This window comes from Serratia proteamaculans (assembly GCF_946227095.1).
Classification (GTDB): Bacteria; Pseudomonadota; Gammaproteobacteria; order Enterobacterales; family Enterobacteriaceae; genus Serratia; species Serratia proteamaculans_E.
Genome location: NZ_CAMISV010000002.1, coordinates 451,472 through 472,120, shown reverse-complemented (window position 1 = coordinate 472,120; position 20,649 = coordinate 451,472). Strand labels below are relative to the sequence as shown.

Sequence of the window (20,649 nt, the reverse complement as noted above, 5' to 3'; positions counted from 1 at the left end):
GGAGCTCATTGTCATTTTTGGTATCGCTAAAATTTGCAGGTGACATCACAAAACACTCACAAATATTTCCGTAATTGACCTTGACAGACTCGTGTTAGGCAATGTTTTTGAGAAGTAGATCTCATTTTAATTTAAGCGCCTCAGCAGCGTTAAAACGACTATTTATTAATAATCATCATGTTACATCTGTGTTGCTGTGGGATTATTAGTAAGGAGAAAAATGATTGGCTGGGAGGGAATAAGTTTAACGAAGTGTGATTTCTCTCGCATTTTTATCCGATTCGCGGAGATTAATCGTAATAAATACGCGGAGAAAATTAATAACCGCGTATTTATTACGTTATTTAATTCAGGATACCATTCAGGCTTTGATAACGGTCAACCCCGCCTGTTCCAGCGGGGCCGTTAGTGCGGCGTCGGTTGAACGTTCGACAATAATGCTCTGCGCCAGGCTGATATCGCCAATCGCATACTGCGAGGCGGCATTCAACTTGGCGGCAGAGGCCAATACCACGGTTTCGGCTGCCCGCGCCGCCAGAGCGCGTTTGATGTAGGCCTCCTCGAGATCGCCGGTGCTCAGGCCGGCAGTCGGGTGCACGCCGGTCACGCCCATAAAGTAGAGGTCGGCGCGGATGTGCGACATGGCTTCCACCGCAGCCGCACCCACGCTGACGATCGAGTGTTTGTACAGCCGCCCACCGATCAGAATGACTTCCACTTTGGGATGTTCAGCCAGGCCAACCGCCACGCTGGGGCTGTGGGTGACGATAGTGGCTTCCAGCGTGGCGGGAAGCTGTTTCACCAATTCGGCGGAGGTGGTACCGCCGTCGATGATCACCACCTGTCCGGGCGCGATCATTGCCGCTGCGGCTTTGGCAATTGCGCGCTTGGCGGCGGATTCCTGCCCGTTTCTTTCGGCGAAGGTGGCAATCGCCGGAGAGACCGGCAGTGCACCACCGTGTACCCGTTGCAATAGGCCTTCACTGTCCAGCTCGCGCAGGTCACGCCGCAGGGTATCCTCGGACAACCCGAACATTTCGCTGAGCTGTTTGGCCAGCACCTGTCCGTCCTGGGCCAGTTTTTCCAGAATGATTTTTTTACGTTGGCTGGTAAGCATGACGTTTTCCCGTTAAATTTTCTATGCACGAAATATCTTGATCATACACGAAACTGCACGATAGTATCGTTTTCCTTTCCTGCTTGTGGAGTTGACCAACATGATCGCCACTAAAGATCGGGTTCGTATTGTCGAAACCCGGGTGCTGTCCGATGACTGGTATCTGCTGAAAAAAACCACCTTTGATTTTTTACGTCGCGATGGCGTATGGCAGCGACAAAGCCGTGAAACCTACGATCGTGGCGACGGTGCAACCATTTTGCTGTTTAACCGCCAGGCGCAAACGGTGGTGCTGACGCGTCAGTTTCGCTTCCCGGTGTTCGTCAACGGCCACGACGGCATGCTGATCGAGGCCGCCGCCGGTCTGTTGGACAACGCTTCGCCGGAAGAGCGTATCCGCGCCGAAGCGGAGGAAGAAACCGGCTATAGCGTGCAAAACGTGCAAAAGGTCTTTGAAGCTTATATGAGCCCAGGTTCCGTTACCGAGAAACTGCATTTCTTTGTCGGCGAGTACCATGCTGCTGGGCGGGTCAGCGATGGCGGCGGGGTGGAAGCGGAGGGCGAAGATCTCGAGGTGTTCGAGCTGCCGCTGGCGGAGGCGCTGAGCGCCATTGCACAGGGGAGTATTGTCGATGCCAAAACCATCATGCTGTTGCAGTTCGTCGCCCTTAATCACACCCTGGAGAATGCGCTATCAAAGCTCAACTGATTTTAATTGCCGGCCCTTACCGCAGCGGCACCGATGGCGATGCACAGCGCATTGCCGATAACCTGCAACGCCTGGAACAGGCAGCGCTTGAGGTGTACCAACGCGGGCATGTACCGGTGATTGGCGAATGGCTGGCGTTACCGTTGGCGGCAGCGGCGGGATCAACCCGCCATGGTGATGCGATTTGCGAGGAATACCTCTATCCGGTGGCCCATCGGCTGATTGCCCAGTGTCAGGCGGTCTATCGCATTGCGGGGGCTTCCGCCGGTGCGGATAAAGATTTGTTGTTGGCCAATGAGTGGGGGTTGAAGGTGTACCACCACCTGGAGGAGATCCCACTGGCCACGCTAACCGCTCGTTAACGGGAGCACTGCGTGAAGCCGTGCAACTGACGCCCCTGAAAGTTGGCTGGTGTTCACGCAGTGCGTTTTAAACCGGGAAAACCGAGCGGGATTAATTGATCAATGTGCTCAGTTCAACGATGTGGGGTTCGCTCAGGGTATAAACAATGAACATGATTAAAGACAAAAAAAACATCATCACCAGAATGATGCAATCGCCGGAAGATTTTTTAGCCATCGGTACCTTTCTCATTGTCGCGGTGGTTGGCGCTAAACAGAGAGGAGATGATAAGCCATTGAAACAGCTAAATAGATAGGATAGCTCCAGTTATTGAATAGGATTTTTCCCGATGAATAATAGGAACGCGTGGGCGGCGGGAAGGATCAACCACCGCCGCCCAACAGCTTATTTCAGCTTACGGCTTGAAGGTCCCGTTGATGTAACCGATGATGGCCCCTTGCGCCAGATTCCAGGTGGTTGCCATTCCGACAATAGGCGCGCCGACGGCCCCCGCAGCCATGCCAATCATCCCGCCGCCGATCATGCCGACCAACTGCCCCAGAGAACCGAAGCCCCAGCCACCGCCGGTGCCGCCGTTTTTACCGCCGATGATGGCACCGAACGCGCCGGCGACAGTGGCCCCCAGCACAGAACTGCCCACCGCCTCGGTCAAATCGGACCAAAACCCATTGCCATAACCGCCGGATACCTGCTCAACTTCATAAATAGTTAAATCACGCATAGTAAAACTCCTTTTTAGTTTAGATGTGTTTACTCCAGAAGAGAGATAAACACCGCTGATATATTGGTTCGCCCAATGAGCGAACCAATAACCTTCGTGTCCCGCCGTGCGGCGGAAAGAACTATTGATATGAAATGGTGTAGGTCATCGAGCTGTTCGCCGTGCCGGGGCTGACACGGGCTGCTGTCTGGTAATAGCGGGCAGAAAACGGCACGTTAATCAGGCTACTGCTCATTGGAAAGTTCCCCACCAGCCAGGGTGTCGCTAAGGTCACCGGGGTGCTGGTCGGGCGATTAAGCACCTGTACGCCCACGCCACCGGCCACGCCGCTTGCTCCGGCATTGGTCAACGCCAGCACGCCCTGAGCGGCCAGCCCGCTGACCGGGGTAGCGTCCAGTTGCAGCATCACCTTGAAGGCACCGGATATGGCGGTATCGCAACTCAGGGCAATGGCGAAGTCTTTAGCCGGTGAAGTGCTGCCGACGCCGGAACCAAAGCCGCTGGTGCTGCTGGCGGCGATGTTACCTAACGGCACCTCAAACGAAGCCGGTGATGGCACTTTGCAGGTTTCCGCCACATAGCTGATGGTATTGGCACCCCGCAGGTAATAGAGCGCCTTATCGCTAGTTTGCAACGTGGAACCGACGCTGCCGACCGTCAGGTTGGCGCTGACTGTGCCCGGAGCGCTGGTGCCGGTAGTTCCGGTTTTGACGATCTCAAGGGTAATCGATCCCAAGGCCACGTCTTGCCAGCTTGATGACGGTAGCCCCAAGAACGCCGAGTTGTTGGTCACGGTGACGCCGGTGGAGATATTCCCGGCCGTGCTGCTGCGGATACCTTTATAGGTGACAAACAGCGTTAGTCCGCTGCCCAATGCGGTGCTCAGGTTGGGCCGCACAAAGTAGGCGGTAGCGGTCTCTCTTAATGTGCTGGTACTGCATTTGGCTATGATCCCAGGGAAAGTCTGACTGAACAACGTGGTGCCGATCGGCGTGCTTGGCGTGACTTTTACCGAAGTGGCAAGATCGATCAGCGTCGCCGATCCATCGCCATTGGCACATTTCAACGCAGCCTGAACCGGGGAACCGACCAGCCACAATGTGCCAATGGCGCTCATGACGATGGCGTTTACCCTGGATATTTTCATAATGGATGATCCTTGTGTCGGCATGGTCATTGTGACGCCTCGCATCGGGCGCTGAGGCGTTCAAAGGCCAGCGTGCCGGCCGGTTTTTGTTGCGGCAAACTGACGCTAAAACGGCAGTCGCCTCCCTGGCGTTTGATGGTCAAACGGGTGTGTTCTGTTGGCAGGCGGGCGTAAATCATGCCGCCCTGGCCGACGGTGCCGACAAAGCGTTGCTGTTCATCCAGCACCTCGGCGCCGAATGGCAGATTCTGATCCGCCAGGGAGATCAACACCGCCCGACCGCTGACGGTCGGATAATTCAGCCGCACTATCGCTCCGTCACGCGGCACCACCTGCTGGCTGGTGGTTTGCAGCTCAACGTCCGCAGGCAGTCCTTTGGTATCGATGGCGATATCATTCACCTGATAGGTATTCAGGTAGGGCACGATGGCGTAGCCACGCTCGTCCAGACGAATGCCTGAATACCCCAGCACTCGTGCACCGCCGGCGTCCGGTGCGTGGATCACCGCCAGAGTATTGGTGTTGTACGGGCTTACCGTCAGGCCCCCCCGGTGTGCTACCAGGGTACCGCTCAACCCGGCTGAGGCGGCGTGATAGTCATCGCCCTGGCTGTAGCTGCCGCTCAGGTTGCTGTAGGGTGAACGGTAACCGCCTGACAGGTTGGCGCTGGTGCGGTTTAGACGATCGTAGGCGGCACCCAGGCTGTAGCTGTACTGGTTGTCCTCGCCGAGCAGGCCATTCAGGTTGGTCTGGCTGTTAACGCCGTTGCCATCATGACCAACGCTGAGGCCGAGGCTCGGTGAGTGAGTGCCGCTGCCCAGTGGCAGAGTCATGCTTAGCAGATACTGGGTTTCCTCACTGCCATCGGTATTGCGGGCACGTCCGGCACTCAAGGTGTAGGACAGGCGTTTGATATTGTTGCTGTAACCAAACTGGTATTGGCGGTCACTGGTGCTGCGTTGCCAGTAGTTCTGGCTATAACCGGAGAAAAAGAGTTGCCCCCAGCCCTCCGCTAATCCTTGATTCAACGATAACGAGAAGCGGCTGCGTGGTCGCCACAGGTAGCTGTCGTCGTTGCCGGTGCGTGCGTCGTCGGTAAACATCAGTGCATTGTTCAGATCCAGATAACCGGATGATGAGAAACGATAGGCGGCGAGCGACAGGTTACTGTCGGTGGCGCTGAACATTTTGTTATAAGTGGCGCGCCAACTGGTGCCCTGGCTGCTGCGACCGTCGGCCGAGGCTTTTGCCCCGGTGACGTCCAGCGCCAGTGCGCCGAGCGGGGTGTTGAAGGCCGCACCGAGCAGCGCAGAACCGTAATGGTCGCTGCCCAGCACGCCACCGTAGCCGGTCAGCAGGTTATTCAGGCCATGCTGCAAGGTGGCCTGCACCACTTTTGGCGTATAGCTGAGGTTTTGATTCTGCAGGGTACCGGCCACCAGGTTGTAGCGTGACATGCCAGGGCGCAGCAGTTGTGCGACCGACGAATAGGCCACTTTGAAACTGCTGGTGCGCCCGTCGGCTTCTTCCACCTGAACATCGAGATCACCACCGTAGCCGGTTGGATACAGATCGTTGATCACGAATGGGCCAGGCGGCACCGTGGTGTCATACAGCAGCACGCCGTTTTGTTTGATGGTGACGTGGGCGTTGGTTTGTGCCACGCCACGCACCGTTGGCGCATAGGCGCGTAGTGAATCCGGCAGCATGCGATCGTCGGTGGCTAGCTGTACACCGCGGAAGGCAAAGCTGTCGAACAATTCGCCGGAGGTGAAGCTGTCGCCCAGCGTCAAGCGAGCGCGCCATGGCGTGATGTCGTGCTGCAGGTAGCTACGCGTGGCTTTGTAACGAGATCCTTGCTGGTCATCCCAGTTGAGGTTACCGGTGTGGCGGAACATCCAGCCGGCCAGATTCAGGCCGCCATTCAGGCCGACATAGCCGGTTTTTTGCGTTTGTCCGCTACGTTCAGACTGGTAGTAGTTGGCGTTATAGCCCAGCAGCAAGGCGGGTTCACCGTCGTCCCACAGTGCGGGGTTGACGTAGCCGCGTGCATGGCGCGCAATCATTTCCTGTGGCAGAGCGATATCCAGCCTCAGCTCATTGGTGTTCAGGCGCAGGCTGCCACGATCGGTCAGTGCATCCAGGGTGACGCAGCCAGCAGGATCTTTCAGTTGTTGCAAAGCCTGCGGGTTAACGCCGGGGGCGGAGCTATTAAAAGCCAGTTGGCTTAGCAGGACGTTACTCAGACAAACTGCCGATGTGCCGCCAACCAATGCCACCGTTGCCGTCTCACGACCGATTACCTGGCCGTTGAGGTAGACGTCCACCCGGTAGACCCCCGGCAATAGCGGGTTGCCGCGCTCGTAACGGCTCAGATCCACGTCTTTGCCCAGAACGCTATTCAGAAAGTCGGGGTTAAAGGTGGCGGCCAGTGCCATGCCATGGCGTTCAGTCTCGCTATTGGCTATCGCCGGCAACGCAATGCCGGAAAACAGGCAGCAGCAGGCCGTGGTGATGGCAGAAAAATGCCAGCGCCGAGTCATAGATTTGATTTTCATAGTTTCCCAAAACTCCCTGCCGGGAAGCGCTGACGCCGATTAATTAACCTTGGCTTGTTGCTTCGTTTCACCGCCGAAATCGTTAATAGCGGTGTAATTGATTTGCACGCCGTGCGGAATGTCGCCGCCCGCCGCATTGAATTTAAATAACTGGGTTTGGCCCGGTGCCACCATACCGCCCTCTACGCTGGTGAACTTGCGTCCACCGTTGCTGTAGGTGACCGAGGCGATATTGACGTAATAGGCACTGTTGTTGGCCGCCAGCAAACCGCTGCCGATTGGGGCCCAGCGCAGGGCCGTAATAGCCGCAGCGGCTCCCTCTGCGTCAAGCTTGATGGGCCGGAAGAAAATTTTGATCCGCGTGCGCAGTGCCATTTGCAGCGTATTGGCATCCTGTTTTTTGGCTGACTGTGGCGGAATATCCAACAGGTTCAGCCAATACACCGATTCTTTATCGCCTGGCAACTTGGCATCGCCGGTATAGCTCAGGCGCAGGGTTTGGCCGTTATGCGCTTCAATGCGTGAAATTACCGGTGTGAGCACAAAGGGCATTTTCAGTTGGCCGATCGGCGTGTCTTTATTGCCGTCATCCACCCACACTTGCACCAGAGCCGGCAATTCGCCGCGATTGTCCAGACGCAGGGTCACTTCACGCTGGTCTGCCGGGTAAATCACCCGGGTGCCGGCAATCACCACGTTGGCCTGTGCTACCGGTGCGATCAGTGGCAGTGCCAGCAATAGGGCGGTGAACTTTAGCGGTAAAGGTTTATTGATCATCTTTGCGGTTCCGTAACGCGGATAAATCGGTTATCTCCGGGGAAAAGGAGCCCTTGCGGGCTCCTGGGTAATAACGACTCAGGACTTACAGGTAGTCGATGGAGTAAGTGACTGAAGTGTCAACCGTACCGGCAGTCGCCGCGCCGGTGGCGTAGTACTGTGCCTGGTATGTCATCACAGCGGCACCGTCGGTCACGGTAGTACCTGCAGCAGAGCGCTGAGAGGTATCACCAATTTTAATAACCGTACTGGCTGGGGTCAGCAACTGGACTTCCACGTTGGTTGCGGTACCGTTGTTTTTCAGGTTGTGCGTAGCCGCGGTAACGTTTGGACCTGCCTCAAAGAAGGCGCGCGTAGAGGTTAGCCCGGTGCTGCACGCACTCAGCGCAATTCTTACTTCAGTTGGCATCGCAGTCGCACCACTGGCACTCAGTTGGCTGGCGGAAACGCTTGCCAAATCCACGGTGTTGGTGCTTGCGCCTTCATTCACCTTGACGGTACAGGTGTTGGCGGTGACTTCACCGGTAAAAGTAATGGTACCGTCGGCGGCGTTGGCCATCAGCGGGGAAGTTACTGCTACAGCGATCAATGCGGCCAGAATATTAGTTTTCATAATTAAATCTCTCCATAAATATAATGTAAAAATCCCTATCGATATAATGTCGGCGTAACTGCCCCAATCGATTAATCGATAATTAAATTCTACTTGGTTGATAGGGGTAAATAACTCGTAATATTGTTATTTTGGCGGACTATTTAATAAGTAATCCGCCATTTAAATAACGAATAGCATTATTCAGCGTGCTATATAGGGAGGCTCTTATTTACTTGCCGGCAGAGTCCAGCCATTTACCCAGCCCGAAGGTCAGGGCAGTTGCTGCGGCAGCGACGACGGCCACCACACCCACAGCCAGAACGCCGACTACGCCGCCCAGACCGGCACCGGACGAAGGTGGGGTGACCGGTGGTGTCCAGGGAGGGGTTGGGGTGTTTTTAGAGCCGAACAGGCCACGCAGGAAATTCATGATGTCCGAGCTGGACAGTCCGCCGCTGGTTTGCAGCAGTTCATTAGGGGTTAATTGACGCATATGACCTCCTGAAGGATCATTTAGCCTTAAAGGCGTTGGCGAAGGATTGGGCGAATGAAATAAAGATGCCGCCGAGGGTATAGCCAATGCTTTTACCCAGCACCTGGCCATTGAGCGGATTGGCGTCGCTGGTCAGCCAACCGAAGAGATCTTTGAACAGCTTATTGGCCTGTTCGAGGGCACTGGCGCCGCCGCTGACGCAGGCGATTTGCTGCGGTGTGAGTTGTTTCATTTGTTACTCCTGAAGGTGCCGGGTGGCGAGAGCCACCCGGCGAAAAGTTCAGTAGGAATTAGACCTTTGGTGCTGGTACTGTCTGATCGCCCCATTGTTCAACAACCGAATTGAACCAGCCCAGGGTCTTATCCCAGCCGTTGACGAAACCGTAAACGGCACCGGTCACGGCACCCAGACCACCGCCCCAGATTGCGGTAACTGCGGCGGCAATAGCGCCGATGCCCAGAATACCGCCGGTGCTGCCGCCGGACACGCCGCCTTTGGCTGAACCGATGCCGATACCGGCCAGGCCGCCCAGGAAGGCCGCGCCCAGACGGTCAAACAGGCCGGCACCAGAAACGTGTTCGATTTCCATGATGTTTAATTCGCGCATTTGTATTACTCCATTTTTTAATGTGCGGATGTACCACGCCCATCCGCGTTAGGCGTTATTCACATGCCTGGTAGAGATATAATGACGAGCTTAGAACTTTACTTTTTGATGATCGGCAGTCCAGGTGTGTTGGTTTGAGGGATCTGGAATGGGCCGTCCCACCATTCTTTCTTGGTAAACAAATTTTCCAACAGTGTTTTAAAATTGTTAAAAATAGCTTTGCTAAAATCACCGAAAGCATAGGCACCGGAAACACCAGTAATTTCTTTATTACTTAATTGACGCATTTGTATGACTCCATTTTTTGATCTGCGGATGTACCACGCCCATCCGCTCCAGGCGTTATTCTCTTTACAGGTGAAAATAAAAATCTGCTTTACGGTACTATTCGATCAACAGCGGTGCCTGCCAGGGGGCAATCTTGCCGTTGTTAACCACCAGAATACGGTCGGCGCTGGCGATGGTTTCCGGCCGATGGGCGATAATAATTCGCGTAATCGCCATGGCTTTAACCGCTTCATTAATCAACCGCTCACGCTCTACGTCCAGATGGCTCGAGGCTTCGTCGAGGATCAAAATCGACGGGTTGCGGTACAGCGCCCGCGCCAAAAGCACCCGCTGCGCCTGCCCCCCGGAGAGGGACGACCCCATATCACCCACCAGACTCTGGTAACCCATCGGCATCGCCATGATGTCCTCATGGATTTGCGCCAGCCGCGCTGCGCGCTCTACCGCCGCCAGATCGGCCGTTGGGTCAAAGAAGCTGATGTTGTCGTTCAGCGAACCGGCGAACAGGATGTCGTCCTGCATCACACAACCGATACGGTCGCGGTAGCGCTGTAAGCCGCCCTGACGAATATCTATGCCGTCGAGCGCCACCCGTCCGGTTTCCGGTTCCAACAACCCCAGCAGCAGTTTCACCAGCGTGGTTTTCCCCTGGCCGGAGGGGCCAACCACCGCCACAGATTCACCGGCCGTCACGCTGAAAGAAGCGTTTTCCAGCACCCAGGGTTCGGTTTCGGCGTAACGGAAACTCAAACCGTCAACGCTCAATACGGCAGGGGCATCGTTGTCACCGCCTGACGTCGACAACATGCCGCGGTCCACGTGCTTTTCATCCTCGGTCAACACGATGTCCGCCAGACGCTCGCCGTGCAGGCGCAGCATGCGGAAATCGATCACGGCATCAATCAGGCCCGAAGCGCGGCCGATAAATTGGTCGGAGAAGGAGATAAACGCCACCAGCATCCCGGCAGAGAAGTTGCCCTCCAGCACCTGGCGTGCCGCCAGCCAGATCAACACCACGCGGCCCACGCCTGAGATAACGCCCTGCAGGGTGCTAAAGCCGATCGACAGCTTTTGAATGACGATCCCTTTGTTGGTGGTGTCCACCAGCGCGTTGGCATAGGCGGTCACGCGCAATTCCTGCTTATTGTTAATCTTCAACGCCTGCACACCGCGTACCGATTCCAGCAGGATGCTCTGTGCCCGTGCGGCGGTAATAATGTGGTCCTCGTTGGCCTGGCGGAAAGGGCGGTAAGACACCTGCCGCACCAGCACATAGGCTACAAACAACCCAATGGTCAGCCAGGCCAGGGTGCCGTTATAGATAAACAGCATGCTCAGCGTGACCACCGCCATGACGCCGTCCAGCACCGTGCTGATAAAACGGTTGGTCAGCGTACTCTGAATGGTTTCGATCGAGCCGAAGCGCGACACGACATCACCAATATGGCGTGACTCGAAATAGGCCATCGGCAGGCGCAACAGGTGGGCGCAGACGTTGACCGTCCATTGCACCCCAAGCAGGCTGGAGAACCAGGCCATCACCCAGGATCGCAGGGCGCTGATGATGTTTTGCATCAGCACCACCATGATAAAACCGCTGCCGAGCAGGCTGAGCAGATCCCAGTCGGCAGAAACCAACACCTGGTCCATCACCCACTGCATGTAAAACGGCGACAGCACGCCAAACAGCTCCAGCGCCACCGACAACGCCAGGATCTGGATAAAGGTCGGCAGGGCACCCTGTACGCTGCCGATCAGTTTCATCATCGAGATGCTTTGCTTTTCTTCGCGCTTTTTAAAGCTGGCGCTGGGCAGCAGTTCCAGAGCGACACCGGTAAAACAACGTGATACTTCCTCCATCGGCACTTCACAGAGTCCGCGTGCCGGATCGTGGATCACAATCCCTTTGCGGGTCACGCGCTTGAGCACCACAAAGTGGTTCAGCGACCAGTGCAGAATGCAGGGACGACGTAACTGTCCCAGCTCTTCGATATCCAGCCGCAGTGCGCGGCCGACCAGGCCCGTGCGGTGGGCTACCATCATCACGTCGGCCAGGGTGGCGCCTTTCAGCGACGAGCTGAAACGCTGGCGCATGGTGATCATGTCGATGTGGTAGCCATAGAAGTTGGCGACCATATTCACGCAGGCCAGCCCACATTCGGCGGCTTGCGACTGTTGAACCACCGGCAGGCGATGGCGCCAGCCAAAATGTAATCCCTGTAAAAAAGACATCGTTGTTCCCTTTGCGCGGTTGTTCCGCGGTGATTAACTTGCTGCACGACGCCCGAGGGCATAAAGCGGTTCCAGTACCCATTCGATCAACCGACGTTTGTCGATCAGGAAGTCAGCTTCCAGTGCGCTGCCGGAGCGCAGGGCTTCAGGTTTGCCGTAGGCCATGACCTGTTGGCGTTCCAGCGTCACCGTGACCCGGAAAAACTGTTCTTGCACGTTGGGCTTGCCGGTCAGCTGCGCCACTTCCTGTGGGCTGAGCGAGGTGCGGGAGACATCGCGCACCTGGCCGTATTGCTGGCCGAACTTCTGATACGGGTAGGCGGTATAGCGCAACACCACCCGCTGGCCCGGCTGAATAAAACCGATCGCCCGGCTGCTGACCATCATCACTGCCTGCAATGGGCTGTGCTGTGGCAGCAGGGACAGCACCGACTGCCCGGGGCTGACCACCTGGCCCGGCTTGACCAGCAGTGGGCCGACCAGGCTGTCACGGGGGGCCCGCAGGATCACCCGGCGACGTGACTCGTTTTCCGCCATGGCCTGTTCGATATCGGCGCGCTTGCGTTCCAGATCGTTGCGCTGGTTTTTGCTGTTGAGCGGTGCTTCACGCAGCTGCTGTTGCGTTTGCTCAATCTGCTGACGCAGTTCGATGCGCTGACGTTCGACGTCCTGCAATCTGGCTTGCGCATCCAGCAACAGGTTTTCCTGCTCGGACACCTGCTGGCGAGTGGCATAGCCGCGCTCCTGCATCTGCTGCACCTTGCCAAGCTGGCGGCTGGCCAGCTCGGCCTGTCGCAGCCTGCTGCCACGCATTGCCGAGGCGAAACTCAGTTGCTGTTGCAGCATTTGCTGGCGCTGTTGCAGGCCTTGTACGGTTTCCCGTGCCAGCAGCGTCAGCCCACTCAGATCGGCCTCCAGCTTGCTGCGCTGCAACAACAACTGTTCCGCGACCCGTTCACGGGTCTGCCCCATAGAGGTGGTCACCTCTGAGGAGATGGTGATCAGCGGCGTGTTGGCCTTGACCAGCGCACCTTCGGTGACCAGCAGCTCGGTGACTACACCCGCGACGGTAGGGGTCACGCCGACCACACCATCACGCGGTTGCAGCGCACCGATGGCGGTCTCGCGCTTGGTGTAGCTGCCAAAAAACATAAACAGCAGCACCGCGAGGGTAATCAGCACCACTGCGCCGATCATCAGCCAGCGCCAGGGCGGGCAATACATCGCCACGCTGCCGGCCATTTTGTTCTTTTCCGCGTCCATTACTTCCTGACGAAACAGTGACTCAGTCATAGCAATCCGTTACTGGGTTATGGGTTAACCGCCGGTCTACACCGTGCGGCAGGTCAGGGCGTTAATCGAAGAAAAACCGAGCTGACCGGAGACCGACAGCAGCTTGATGCGGTTTTTCAACAGGTTGTAACGTGCGTCGGCCAGTTCACGCACCGCGTCGTAATAGCGCTGACGGGCGTTCAATTCATCGATGCCGCTGCGCAGGCCCATCTCGCGGCCGTACTCGGTCGATTTCACCTTGCTGTCAGCCGATGTCACCGCCTGATGCAGCGCGTTCAGCAGGGCGATACCGTTGGTAATGTCCAGCCAGGCGGAGCGGGTGTCCTGTTGCGCTTTGCGTCGGGCGTCATTCAACAGGTCTTTCGCCTGCATGCGGTTGTAAACGGCCTCCCGGGCGCGTGACATCTGCCCACCACCGCTGAATAGCGGTACCGTGACCACCACGCCGACGGTGGTGTTGCGGGTTTTGGAGGTGGTGCCAAATATCTCGTCCAACCCATTTTCATTTTCGCCGCGGCTCCAGTTACCGCCATAGCCAGCCTGCAGGTTAACCACCGGCAGTTGGCTGCCGTAGGCGGAGGTGACGTCGGCCTGGGTTTGCGCCAGCTGGAACACCGCCCGGCGGATATCCAGGTTGTCGACTTCGCTTTGTGCCAACAGCGACTTCAAATCCCCGGTTGGAGTATGGGTGGCGCAGCTTTCGTTAATGGCGTCGATGCGGTCGGCATTTAGCCCGCTCAGGCGTTGAAAGCTGACGCCGGCCACTTCCAGTGCATTGGTGGCGGCGATCTGGTCAGAGGCTGCACGATCGTAGTTGGCCTGCGCTTCGTCCACGTCCATACGCAGCCCTTCACCGAGATCCAATGCTGCCCTGGCCTGTGCCAGTTGGCGACCGTAAACCTGTAGCGCCGCACGGGCGGCCTGCAGTACCTCACGCTGGTACAGCACCTCAAAATAGGCGGAGGAGACGTCACCGATCAGCTTTTGCTGAGCGCGGGCGAATTCTACGTCGGCTACTTTTGCCAAGGCCTGGCCGCGCATAAAATCGGCATATTTACTGACGTCAAACAACGGCTGGTTCAGGTTGACGCTGTAGTTATGGCGGGTAACTTTGGCACCATAGGACGCCTTGGGCTGATCCTGTTGGGTATAGTTGCCGTCGATCTGTACTGTCGGCAGTAATCCCGCCAACCCCTGGTCCCATTTCTCCTGTCCTGCCAGACGCGCATTCTTTTGCGCCTGATATTCGCTATTCCATTCACCGGCGGCGTTAATGGCCTCCAGCAGGGTAGCGGCCGCAGCCGGTTGGCACGCCAGCAGCGCGCAAATAAGCGTGTTTATTTTTCGCATAATTAAAACCCTGTAACGGTATCCCGAGTGCGGAAATAGTCCGCCCAATAAATTATTCCTGTGCGGCGCTATGAAATATGGCTGTCCACCGCATAGCGGATCAGATCGGCATTGGAATGAAGACCCAATTTTCGCATCGCATTATATTTATGGGTGGCTACCGTGCTTACCGAGCGATTTTTCATTTTGGCTATTTGCACTAATGAAATACCCGAGGCCAGCAGACGGACGACCTCCAGCTCTTTGTTGGTTAACTGATAGCCATTAATTTTGTTCAGCGTTGCCTGTTCCAACGCCGCGTGTACCGCCGGCGAGAAGTAGCTCTCATTGGGATGCGCCAACGCATAATGCAGTGCCTGCAGGTTGGCCTCCGGTGGATCCTGCTTGCTGACCAATACCCGCACGCCCAGCTCAAGCAGTTTGCCGAAGGTATGCGGCGGTGGGGCGTCAGTCATCACCACCAGCTTGCCCTGTTGCATATAGCGGCGCAGCAACAGATGGCCCGGGCCACTGAATTTTTCCTGCAGCAGAAATTGCTCGTCGGCAATCACCATATCTACCGGCTCAGCGGTGAGCTGTTGTGCCAGTTGCTGGCTACAACCGCTACGGTGTACCACCCGTAAACCGGGCTGTTGTTGCAGTAGTTGAGTCAGCGCATGCACTATCAGCGGGTGACCATCGGCAATCGCCAGCGTTTTTTCCATTATTCATTTCCCTTGAACATGATCACAGCGACCTGATTCATTTGATGACGAAGGTGCCGTGATTGATGGCGTTGATATTAAAGGGCTGGGCGGGGTTAAAAAATAAGACGCTTGTTTATTACAATTAGGATACATCCTAAATGGAACTCATAAAAACAAGTAACATTTATGCTGCATGTTAAGTGGATCCTGGATTGCTTGGTGGCATCATTCCAAATAAGAAAAATCTTATCTCAATTGACATTGTTGTCTTATAACGGCAATAAAAATAATCGGTTATATTTTCTTTGTTACTGCTGTCTTCCCGATAGCCCGGTTACTTCCATAAATAGATCCTCAGATAATTAAAGTCATTATCTCCAACGTTCAAGCGAGCTTTTCTGATAAAGGGAATTAACCATGAAGCATCATCCTATTGCCAACGTATTGATGTTGGCGGGCTTGTTAAGTCTGGGTACGACAGCCGTTGCTGGCGTGCAGCCCGAGGCTTCAGTTCTGATGGTTAATGCCGACGATGGCGAGGCGGTAATCAGTATAAAAAATACTGGCCCTATGCCGATCATGTTGTTAACCAAAATAGAGCCTATTGCCGAAGATACAAGCAACCTGCTTACCGTTATGCCACCACTGGCGCGTGTCGAGGGCAATAACAGCAAACAGGTGCGTTTTGTTTTGACCGGTACTCGTGACTTTAGTACGCAGCGTCTGCAACGCATTTATTTCGCAGGGCTGCCAATCAATAGCCAAACTGGCAACAATATTGATGTGGGAGGGGGACAAAACTTACCGGTGATTATCAACCCAAAGGGACTGGCAATGAAAAACGATCCCTGGACACTGCTGCAATGGCAGGTGGTTAACCATCAACTGGCGGTGAAAAACGCCAGTCCCTACGTGGTGTGTTTGTCGCAGACCATCATTGCCTCACCGGGTAACCAGATATTGTTGCTGCCGCGGGACTATGTGCTGCCGGGTGAACAGCTGTTGTTACCGGCGAATAATCAAGCGTCGCTGGATGGCGTCAGCAGGATCACCTTATACCCCGTCGCCATTGACGGTTATGCGGTCGACAGTTATACCGCTGACGTGGACCAATAAAATGCCGCGTTGCCGGTTGGGCTAGCAGCTACAAGAGGCCCGGGAGTCGCAATATTATGAAAATGTCGATGCCGTTTGCAAATAGCTTGCGACAGCGGCAATCTGGAGTGGAATATCGCCGATTTCCGCTATATTTATCGGAGATAGGCATTTTATTATTATATATTGTGGGCAGGATATTGAAGCGATTGACCGACCCTTCTTTGGAATAGTCGGATAACGGCTACGCTACTGGTGAATAATTATGCTTAACACTGATGTGCGGGTGATTATTGCCGACGATCATACCGTCGTGCAATTGGGTGTTGCCAAGCTGCTGGAAGCAGAGTCCGATATACAGGTGGTCGGGGTGACCGGCACCGTTGAGGGGCTGCTGAAAATGTTGAAAAGCACGTCCTGTGAAATCCTGATTTGCGACTATTCCTTTCACAAGGATCCTGAGCCGGACGGCATGGCGCTGTTGGAAAAAATACGTCGTTACCATCCCGAGATTAACGTCATTCTGCTCAGTTCCTATGACAGCGTGGTGATTGTGCGCGAAGTCCTGCAGATCGGCATCAAGGCGTTTATCAGCAAATCCAGCCAGGACTTGGCCCGGCTACCGGATATCATCCGTCGGGTGATGAACGGTGAGCAGTGCGTCGATCATAAAACTTCGCAGGAACTGATCAGATACATGCTGGAAGCGCCGTCGAGCAGCAAGTCAGGCATGCTGAAACTTTCGCCACGTGAAATGGAAGTGGTGCGGCTGTTTATTCGTGGCATGACCGTGACTGAAATTGCTCAATATACTAATCGCAGTCTGAAAACCATCAGCACCCAAAAGAAAAAGGCCATGGATAAGCTGGGGGTGAGAAGCGACAGCGAATTAACCGAAGTTTATCTGGACCTCAATAACCGCTAGCGGCGGTTAAAATAACGACGCTGTAAGACAAAGGTGACAATGGGAGCCTTCCCATCGCCACGTTAGTCTTGTCCTTGCCATCCTCGGTTTGCGCTAACAGCGCCACGGCGAAGCCTGGCGTTCAATCTTCTCGCTTAACGTCTCCCAACCTGTCTGCATTTGTGCGCTACTGAGGGTAGAACAGTCATGGTGTAATGCCTGACACTGTTCGGCTTCGGTATGCAGGCCGAGGATCAGCAGTGCCCCCTTCAGCCGATGCAGCGTATCACGCAGTGCGGTGATATCTCCGGCGGTGATGGCCTGTTCAATTTGCTGCCGGTCTTCATCCCAGCCCCTGAGGAATTCTGCGCGGATCATGTCATCGGTAATGGATAACGTTTTTTGCTGCGGCTCAGTGGGCAGTGACAGGTGACTCAATAGCGAGGTCAGGGCGCTTTTCAATTGTTCCAGCCCCACGGGTTTATGCAACACCGCGTCAAACTCACCCTGTTTGATTAATGAGGCGGTGGTGACTACCACCGGCATGCGCTGACCCTCGGCACGCAACCGAGCCAGCAATTCCTCACCTCCCATCAAGGGCATATGAAGATCGGTAATCAGCAGGTCAAATGGTTGATGTTGGCACAAGGCATAGGCCTCCTGACCGTTCTCCACGTAGCGGGTGTTGTTCAGCCCGAGTACGGAAAGTTGTTGGCGGATCAGCATCCGATTCACCGGGTCGTCCTCGGCCACCAGGATCGCCAGCGCCTGGTAGTCGCTCAGCACTTCCTGTTCGCAGATCGGGCTAATGTCCGGCGTGATGCCAAAGCAGGAGGCCAGTGCGTTGAGAATTTCAAACACCGAGAAAGCGCCAACGCGGATCAAACGTCCTTCTCGCTGCAACGACAGTGGGCCGTCAGGCGAGATATTGACCACCTGCCGGCAGCCCTCGATGATGTCAGGCGGCAACAGGAAACCCGGGAAGCTGGTCGCGCAAACCAAGACCTGCGGTTTATCACCGTTTTCCAGGGCTGTTAGCGAGTCGAGCGTCTGGACGCGCATGCCATAACACCCCATCAGCAGGCGCAGGGTTTTTCGCCAGTCCGGATTATCACAGTACAGCGTTACGGCCTGATCTTGCAGCTGGTTGAACATTGCCAATCGGGGCACCGGGATATCGGTGTTTTGCAGGGGAATATGTACGGAGAAAATGGAGCCGATCTCCATCTCACTTTCCAGTTCAATGCTGCCGCCCAGCAACTCCGCCAGATGTTTGCACAATGAAAGGCCCAACCCGGTCCCTTCGGTATACAGATGGTCACCGGCCAGGTTTTGTACGAAGGGCTGATAAATATCTTTTTGTAGCGTCGGCGGAATACCGCAGCCTGAGTCGGCCACTTCAATGCAAATCTGACCCTCGTTCGGCCGTTTGATTCGCACAATGATCACTCCGTGTTCGGTGAACTTATAGGCGTTGCTCAGCAGGTTGATAACGATCTGGCTGATACGCTGACTGTCGCCGTACATCAGCGTTTCTGGCACGAATTCTAGAATAAAGTAGAAACGCATGCCTTTCTTGGCGATCAGTGGGGCATAGGTTTGCGCACATTGCTCGATAGTTTCAATCAGGTCGAATGGCTGATTATGCACGTGTAACTCTTCGGCTTCGATGCGTGTCAAATCCAGAATTTTGTTGACGATGTTCAACAGGGAGTTCAGTGAACGATTAATGGTACTGATGCGCGCCCTGGCGGGGGCATCGGTGACTTCCAGCCCCAGCAGCTCCAGGTTGCCCAGTGCGCCGTGCAAGGGTGTCCGGATCTCATGGCTGACGTTGGCCACAAACATGGTTTTGGCATTATTGGCCTGGTTGGCGGCGGTTTTGGCGTCAATCAACAGCCGTTCGGTCTCTTTGCGCTTACTGATATCCAGCAGTGAGAACAGCAGTACGTCATGGTTAAGATAACGGGTTTGCGCCACCGTCAGGTCAAGCTCCAGCGGTGGGGTGCCCGGCTGGCGAGCGATGGCCTTTTCGAAGGAAACCCGCTCATGCTGGGAGAGGGTGATCGCATGTTCTTCCAATACATCCTGATAAAATCTCAGGTGGTCAATTTGTGTCTGATCCAGTAATTCAGCGGCAATATCATTCTCGAAAATAATGCGTCGGTCCTGCAGACCTATCACCGACAGGCCCACCGGTGCAGTAGAGACCACGGTGCGGTTGAAGACTTCGCTTTCATACAGGGCGGCGGATTTACGGTAAAAGGGGATCAGCACCTTTTTATCGAAGAAGGTGATCGACCACCAAATCAGGCTGATGATAAACAGCGTGAGCAGGAACAGCGGTATACAGTTAGGGTAGAGCGCTTTGGCGACGATCCGCCAATCGAAGGTATATACCGCCAGCCATTCACCGTTATTCACCAGTTGCGAGAGATAAAATACACCGCCGTCACGACCCAGTTTGACTTCACCGCGGCCGGGCAGTTGGAAGGTTTTCGCCGCCTTGAAATGGTTGATCCAGTCCAGTTCCGCGCCTTTGAAGGAACCGTCATCCAGGCCGAAGACGATTTTGCGGTCTTTTGACGCCACAAAAAAGCCTTTCGGCCGGTCGGCGGCGGTGAAAAAATAGTTAAAATTGGCAGAGGTCACCCGGACTACAATCACCTCGTTGATCTGGCCGTCGGTGAATATCGGCACCCCATAGTAGGTGGCCAATTTGCCGGTCAGGGCTTCCCGATGAGGGGCTACCCAAAAGACCCGATGTTTTTTTAGGTAGCTCAGATCGTATTTTTGTAGTGCCGCCTCTGTGGGTTGGATCTGTGACTGAATAATTTCGGCAATCGGGTATGACTGCAGCACATGCCTGATTTCGCTGTCATCCGGGGATAAAAACGCCAAAAATTGACCGTCACGAGTATAGATAAAGTTGTCGAGGGTTCTGCCTAACTCACGGGTGCGGATGGCCACCGCCGGGGTGAAGTCTTGCAACAGGCTCAGGGTGTCGGTGCGTAACGCCTCGGCGCTGTTATTGTCCGTGGGTGCCTGCAAAAAGATATAGGGCAGGTCAGCGGTCAGTGGTGAACCGAGCAACACGCCGTTATGGCGACGCAGATCGGCTAAAAACGAGCTGTATTGGCTGCGATCGTGAAAATGCATGGCTTCGGTTTCTTCATGCAAATTGGCGAACATTTTAAGGCGGGTGGTGAATTGATCGGTTCTGATCTCCACATAGTCGCGTTCGGTCTGCAGACGGTTGGCCTGTTTGGCAATAAACGACTCGAAATGGTTGTAGCTACCCAACGCGGTGGCGAATATCAAACTGATGGATAATAGTGTCGCACTCAGAAGTAATACTCTTTTATAATAATTGTAAGAGTTTTCCATACTGTTGGCTTTCATTGCATACCTTAAATACGACTGCGGATAAGAATAATCTTACACTGCAAAAAAGAGAAATACTATATATTATAGAATAAAAGTAGTGATAGTCTACATCCAGAGCAATAAGGAACGGTGCCGTTACCGCCAAGGAGGATGTAATGTGGAATCATTATAAAGAAAGGCTAATAATAAAAATACTAAGAATTAATATATTTAAGCTGGTTTTGGTTTTTTGCAGTTTATTCTGGGCGATGGTGATCGTCATTCTTAGCCATCCGAACGTGATATTTACAGTGTGAAATGTTCGGTGAAGGTGATTGAGCGATTAA

The 20,649-nt window shown here is 54.9% G+C and carries 20 protein-coding genes; 5 read left to right on the top strand and 15 right to left on the bottom strand.

What is annotated here, in order from left to right; all coding sequences use genetic code 11:
* Nucleotides 1-361: 361 nt before the first annotated feature.
* Nucleotides 362-1,117, bottom strand: coding sequence for a DeoR/GlpR family DNA-binding transcription regulator (locus OC597_RS05800; protein ID WP_262208002.1), 756 nt, complete (start codon nucleotides 1,115-1,117; stop codon nucleotides 362-364).
* Between the two features lie 100 nt (nucleotides 1,118-1,217).
* On the opposite strand from OC597_RS05800, the gene OC597_RS05795 reads away from it, so the two are divergent.
* The 3 genes from OC597_RS05795 to OC597_RS05785 all read left to right on the top strand — a co-directional run bounded on the left by OC597_RS05795 (nucleotide 1,218) and on the right by OC597_RS05785 (nucleotide 2,484).
* Nucleotides 1,218-1,826, top strand: coding sequence for an NUDIX domain-containing protein (locus OC597_RS05795; RefSeq protein WP_262208001.1), 609 nt, complete (start codon nucleotides 1,218-1,220; stop codon nucleotides 1,824-1,826).
* Nucleotides 1,811-2,188 (top strand): NUDIX hydrolase, encoded by a 378-nt coding sequence (locus OC597_RS05790; RefSeq protein ID WP_262208087.1) that lies wholly within the window; start codon nucleotides 1,811-1,813, stop codon nucleotides 2,186-2,188. The genes OC597_RS05795 and OC597_RS05790 overlap by 16 nt, the downstream gene beginning before the upstream one ends.
* 146 nt (nucleotides 2,189-2,334) lie before the next feature.
* Entirely contained in the window at nucleotides 2,335-2,484 is a 150-nt protein-coding gene (locus OC597_RS05785; RefSeq protein WP_261462490.1) for a hypothetical protein, read from the top strand.
* Nucleotides 2,485-2,583: 99 nt separating this feature from the next.
* On the opposite strand, the gene OC597_RS05780 is transcribed toward OC597_RS05785, so the two are convergent.
* The 13 genes from OC597_RS05780 to OC597_RS05720 form a co-directional block, all read right to left on the bottom strand.
* On the bottom strand, nucleotides 2,584-2,910 hold the full coding sequence (locus tag OC597_RS05780) for a hypothetical protein (RefSeq protein WP_261462491.1): 327 nt from the start codon (nucleotides 2,908-2,910) through the stop codon (nucleotides 2,584-2,586).
* Between the two features lie 121 nt (nucleotides 2,911-3,031).
* Nucleotides 3,032-4,057 (bottom strand): fimbrial protein, encoded by a 1,026-nt coding sequence (locus OC597_RS05775; RefSeq protein WP_262208000.1) that lies wholly within the window; start codon nucleotides 4,055-4,057, stop codon nucleotides 3,032-3,034.
* 26 nt (nucleotides 4,058-4,083) lie between these two features.
* Nucleotides 4,084-6,615, bottom strand: coding sequence for a fimbria/pilus outer membrane usher protein (locus tag OC597_RS05770; RefSeq protein WP_262207999.1), 2,532 nt, complete (start codon nucleotides 6,613-6,615; stop codon nucleotides 4,084-4,086).
* A 39-nt stretch (nucleotides 6,616-6,654) separates the two neighbouring features.
* Nucleotides 6,655-7,392, bottom strand: coding sequence for a fimbrial biogenesis chaperone (locus OC597_RS05765; RefSeq protein ID WP_262207998.1), 738 nt, complete (start codon nucleotides 7,390-7,392; stop codon nucleotides 6,655-6,657).
* An 85-nt stretch (nucleotides 7,393-7,477) separates the two neighbouring features.
* The gene (locus OC597_RS05760) at nucleotides 7,478-8,005 is read right to left on the bottom strand and encodes a fimbrial protein (RefSeq protein WP_261462495.1); all 528 of its coding nucleotides are present in this window, start codon (nucleotides 8,003-8,005) and stop codon (nucleotides 7,478-7,480) included.
* Between the two features lie 211 nt (nucleotides 8,006-8,216).
* A complete protein-coding gene (locus tag OC597_RS05755; RefSeq protein WP_261462496.1) occupies nucleotides 8,217-8,480 on the bottom strand; it encodes a hypothetical protein in 264 nt (87 codons plus the stop codon).
* Nucleotides 8,481-8,496: 16 nt separating this feature from the next.
* Nucleotides 8,497-8,712: a hypothetical protein gene (locus OC597_RS05750; protein WP_261462497.1), complete on the bottom strand. Its 216-nt coding sequence runs from the start codon at nucleotides 8,710-8,712 to the stop codon at nucleotides 8,497-8,499.
* Nucleotides 8,713-8,770: 58 nt separating this feature from the next.
* The gene (locus OC597_RS05745; protein WP_261462498.1) at nucleotides 8,771-9,088 is read right to left on the bottom strand and encodes a hypothetical protein; all 318 of its coding nucleotides are present in this window, start codon (nucleotides 9,086-9,088) and stop codon (nucleotides 8,771-8,773) included.
* Between the two features lie 98 nt (nucleotides 9,089-9,186).
* Entirely contained in the window at nucleotides 9,187-9,375 is a 189-nt protein-coding gene (locus OC597_RS05740) for a hypothetical protein (RefSeq protein ID WP_262207997.1), read from the bottom strand.
* 97 nt (nucleotides 9,376-9,472) lie between these two features.
* Nucleotides 9,473-11,608: a peptidase domain-containing ABC transporter gene (locus OC597_RS05735; protein WP_262207996.1), complete on the bottom strand. Its 2,136-nt coding sequence runs from the start codon at nucleotides 11,606-11,608 to the stop codon at nucleotides 9,473-9,475.
* A 33-nt stretch (nucleotides 11,609-11,641) separates the two neighbouring features.
* Nucleotides 11,642-12,901, bottom strand: a complete 1,260-nt coding sequence (locus tag OC597_RS05730) for an HlyD family secretion protein (RefSeq protein ID WP_262207995.1) — start codon at nucleotides 12,899-12,901, stop codon at nucleotides 11,642-11,644.
* A gap of 36 nt (nucleotides 12,902-12,937) precedes the next feature.
* Nucleotides 12,938-14,251, bottom strand: a complete 1,314-nt coding sequence (locus OC597_RS05725; protein WP_262207994.1) for a TolC family outer membrane protein — start codon at nucleotides 14,249-14,251, stop codon at nucleotides 12,938-12,940.
* Between the two features lie 68 nt (nucleotides 14,252-14,319).
* Nucleotides 14,320-14,955 (bottom strand): response regulator transcription factor, encoded by a 636-nt coding sequence (locus tag OC597_RS05720; RefSeq protein WP_262207993.1) that lies wholly within the window; start codon nucleotides 14,953-14,955, stop codon nucleotides 14,320-14,322.
* 399 nt (nucleotides 14,956-15,354) lie between these two features.
* Between OC597_RS05720 and OC597_RS05715 the strand changes: the two genes are divergently transcribed.
* Nucleotides 15,355-16,053, top strand: coding sequence for a fimbria/pilus chaperone family protein (locus OC597_RS05715; RefSeq protein ID WP_262207992.1), 699 nt, complete (start codon nucleotides 15,355-15,357; stop codon nucleotides 16,051-16,053).
* Between the two features lie 244 nt (nucleotides 16,054-16,297).
* Nucleotides 16,298-16,957, top strand: a complete 660-nt coding sequence (locus tag OC597_RS26630; RefSeq protein ID WP_315904191.1) for a response regulator — start codon at nucleotides 16,298-16,300, stop codon at nucleotides 16,955-16,957.
* A 93-nt stretch (nucleotides 16,958-17,050) separates the two neighbouring features.
* Here the strand turns inward: OC597_RS26630 and OC597_RS05700 are convergent, their stop codons facing one another.
* Nucleotides 17,051-20,338, bottom strand: a complete 3,288-nt coding sequence (locus tag OC597_RS05700; RefSeq protein ID WP_262207990.1) for a hybrid sensor histidine kinase/response regulator — start codon at nucleotides 20,336-20,338, stop codon at nucleotides 17,051-17,053.
* Between the last annotated feature and the right edge of the window lie 311 nt (nucleotides 20,339-20,649).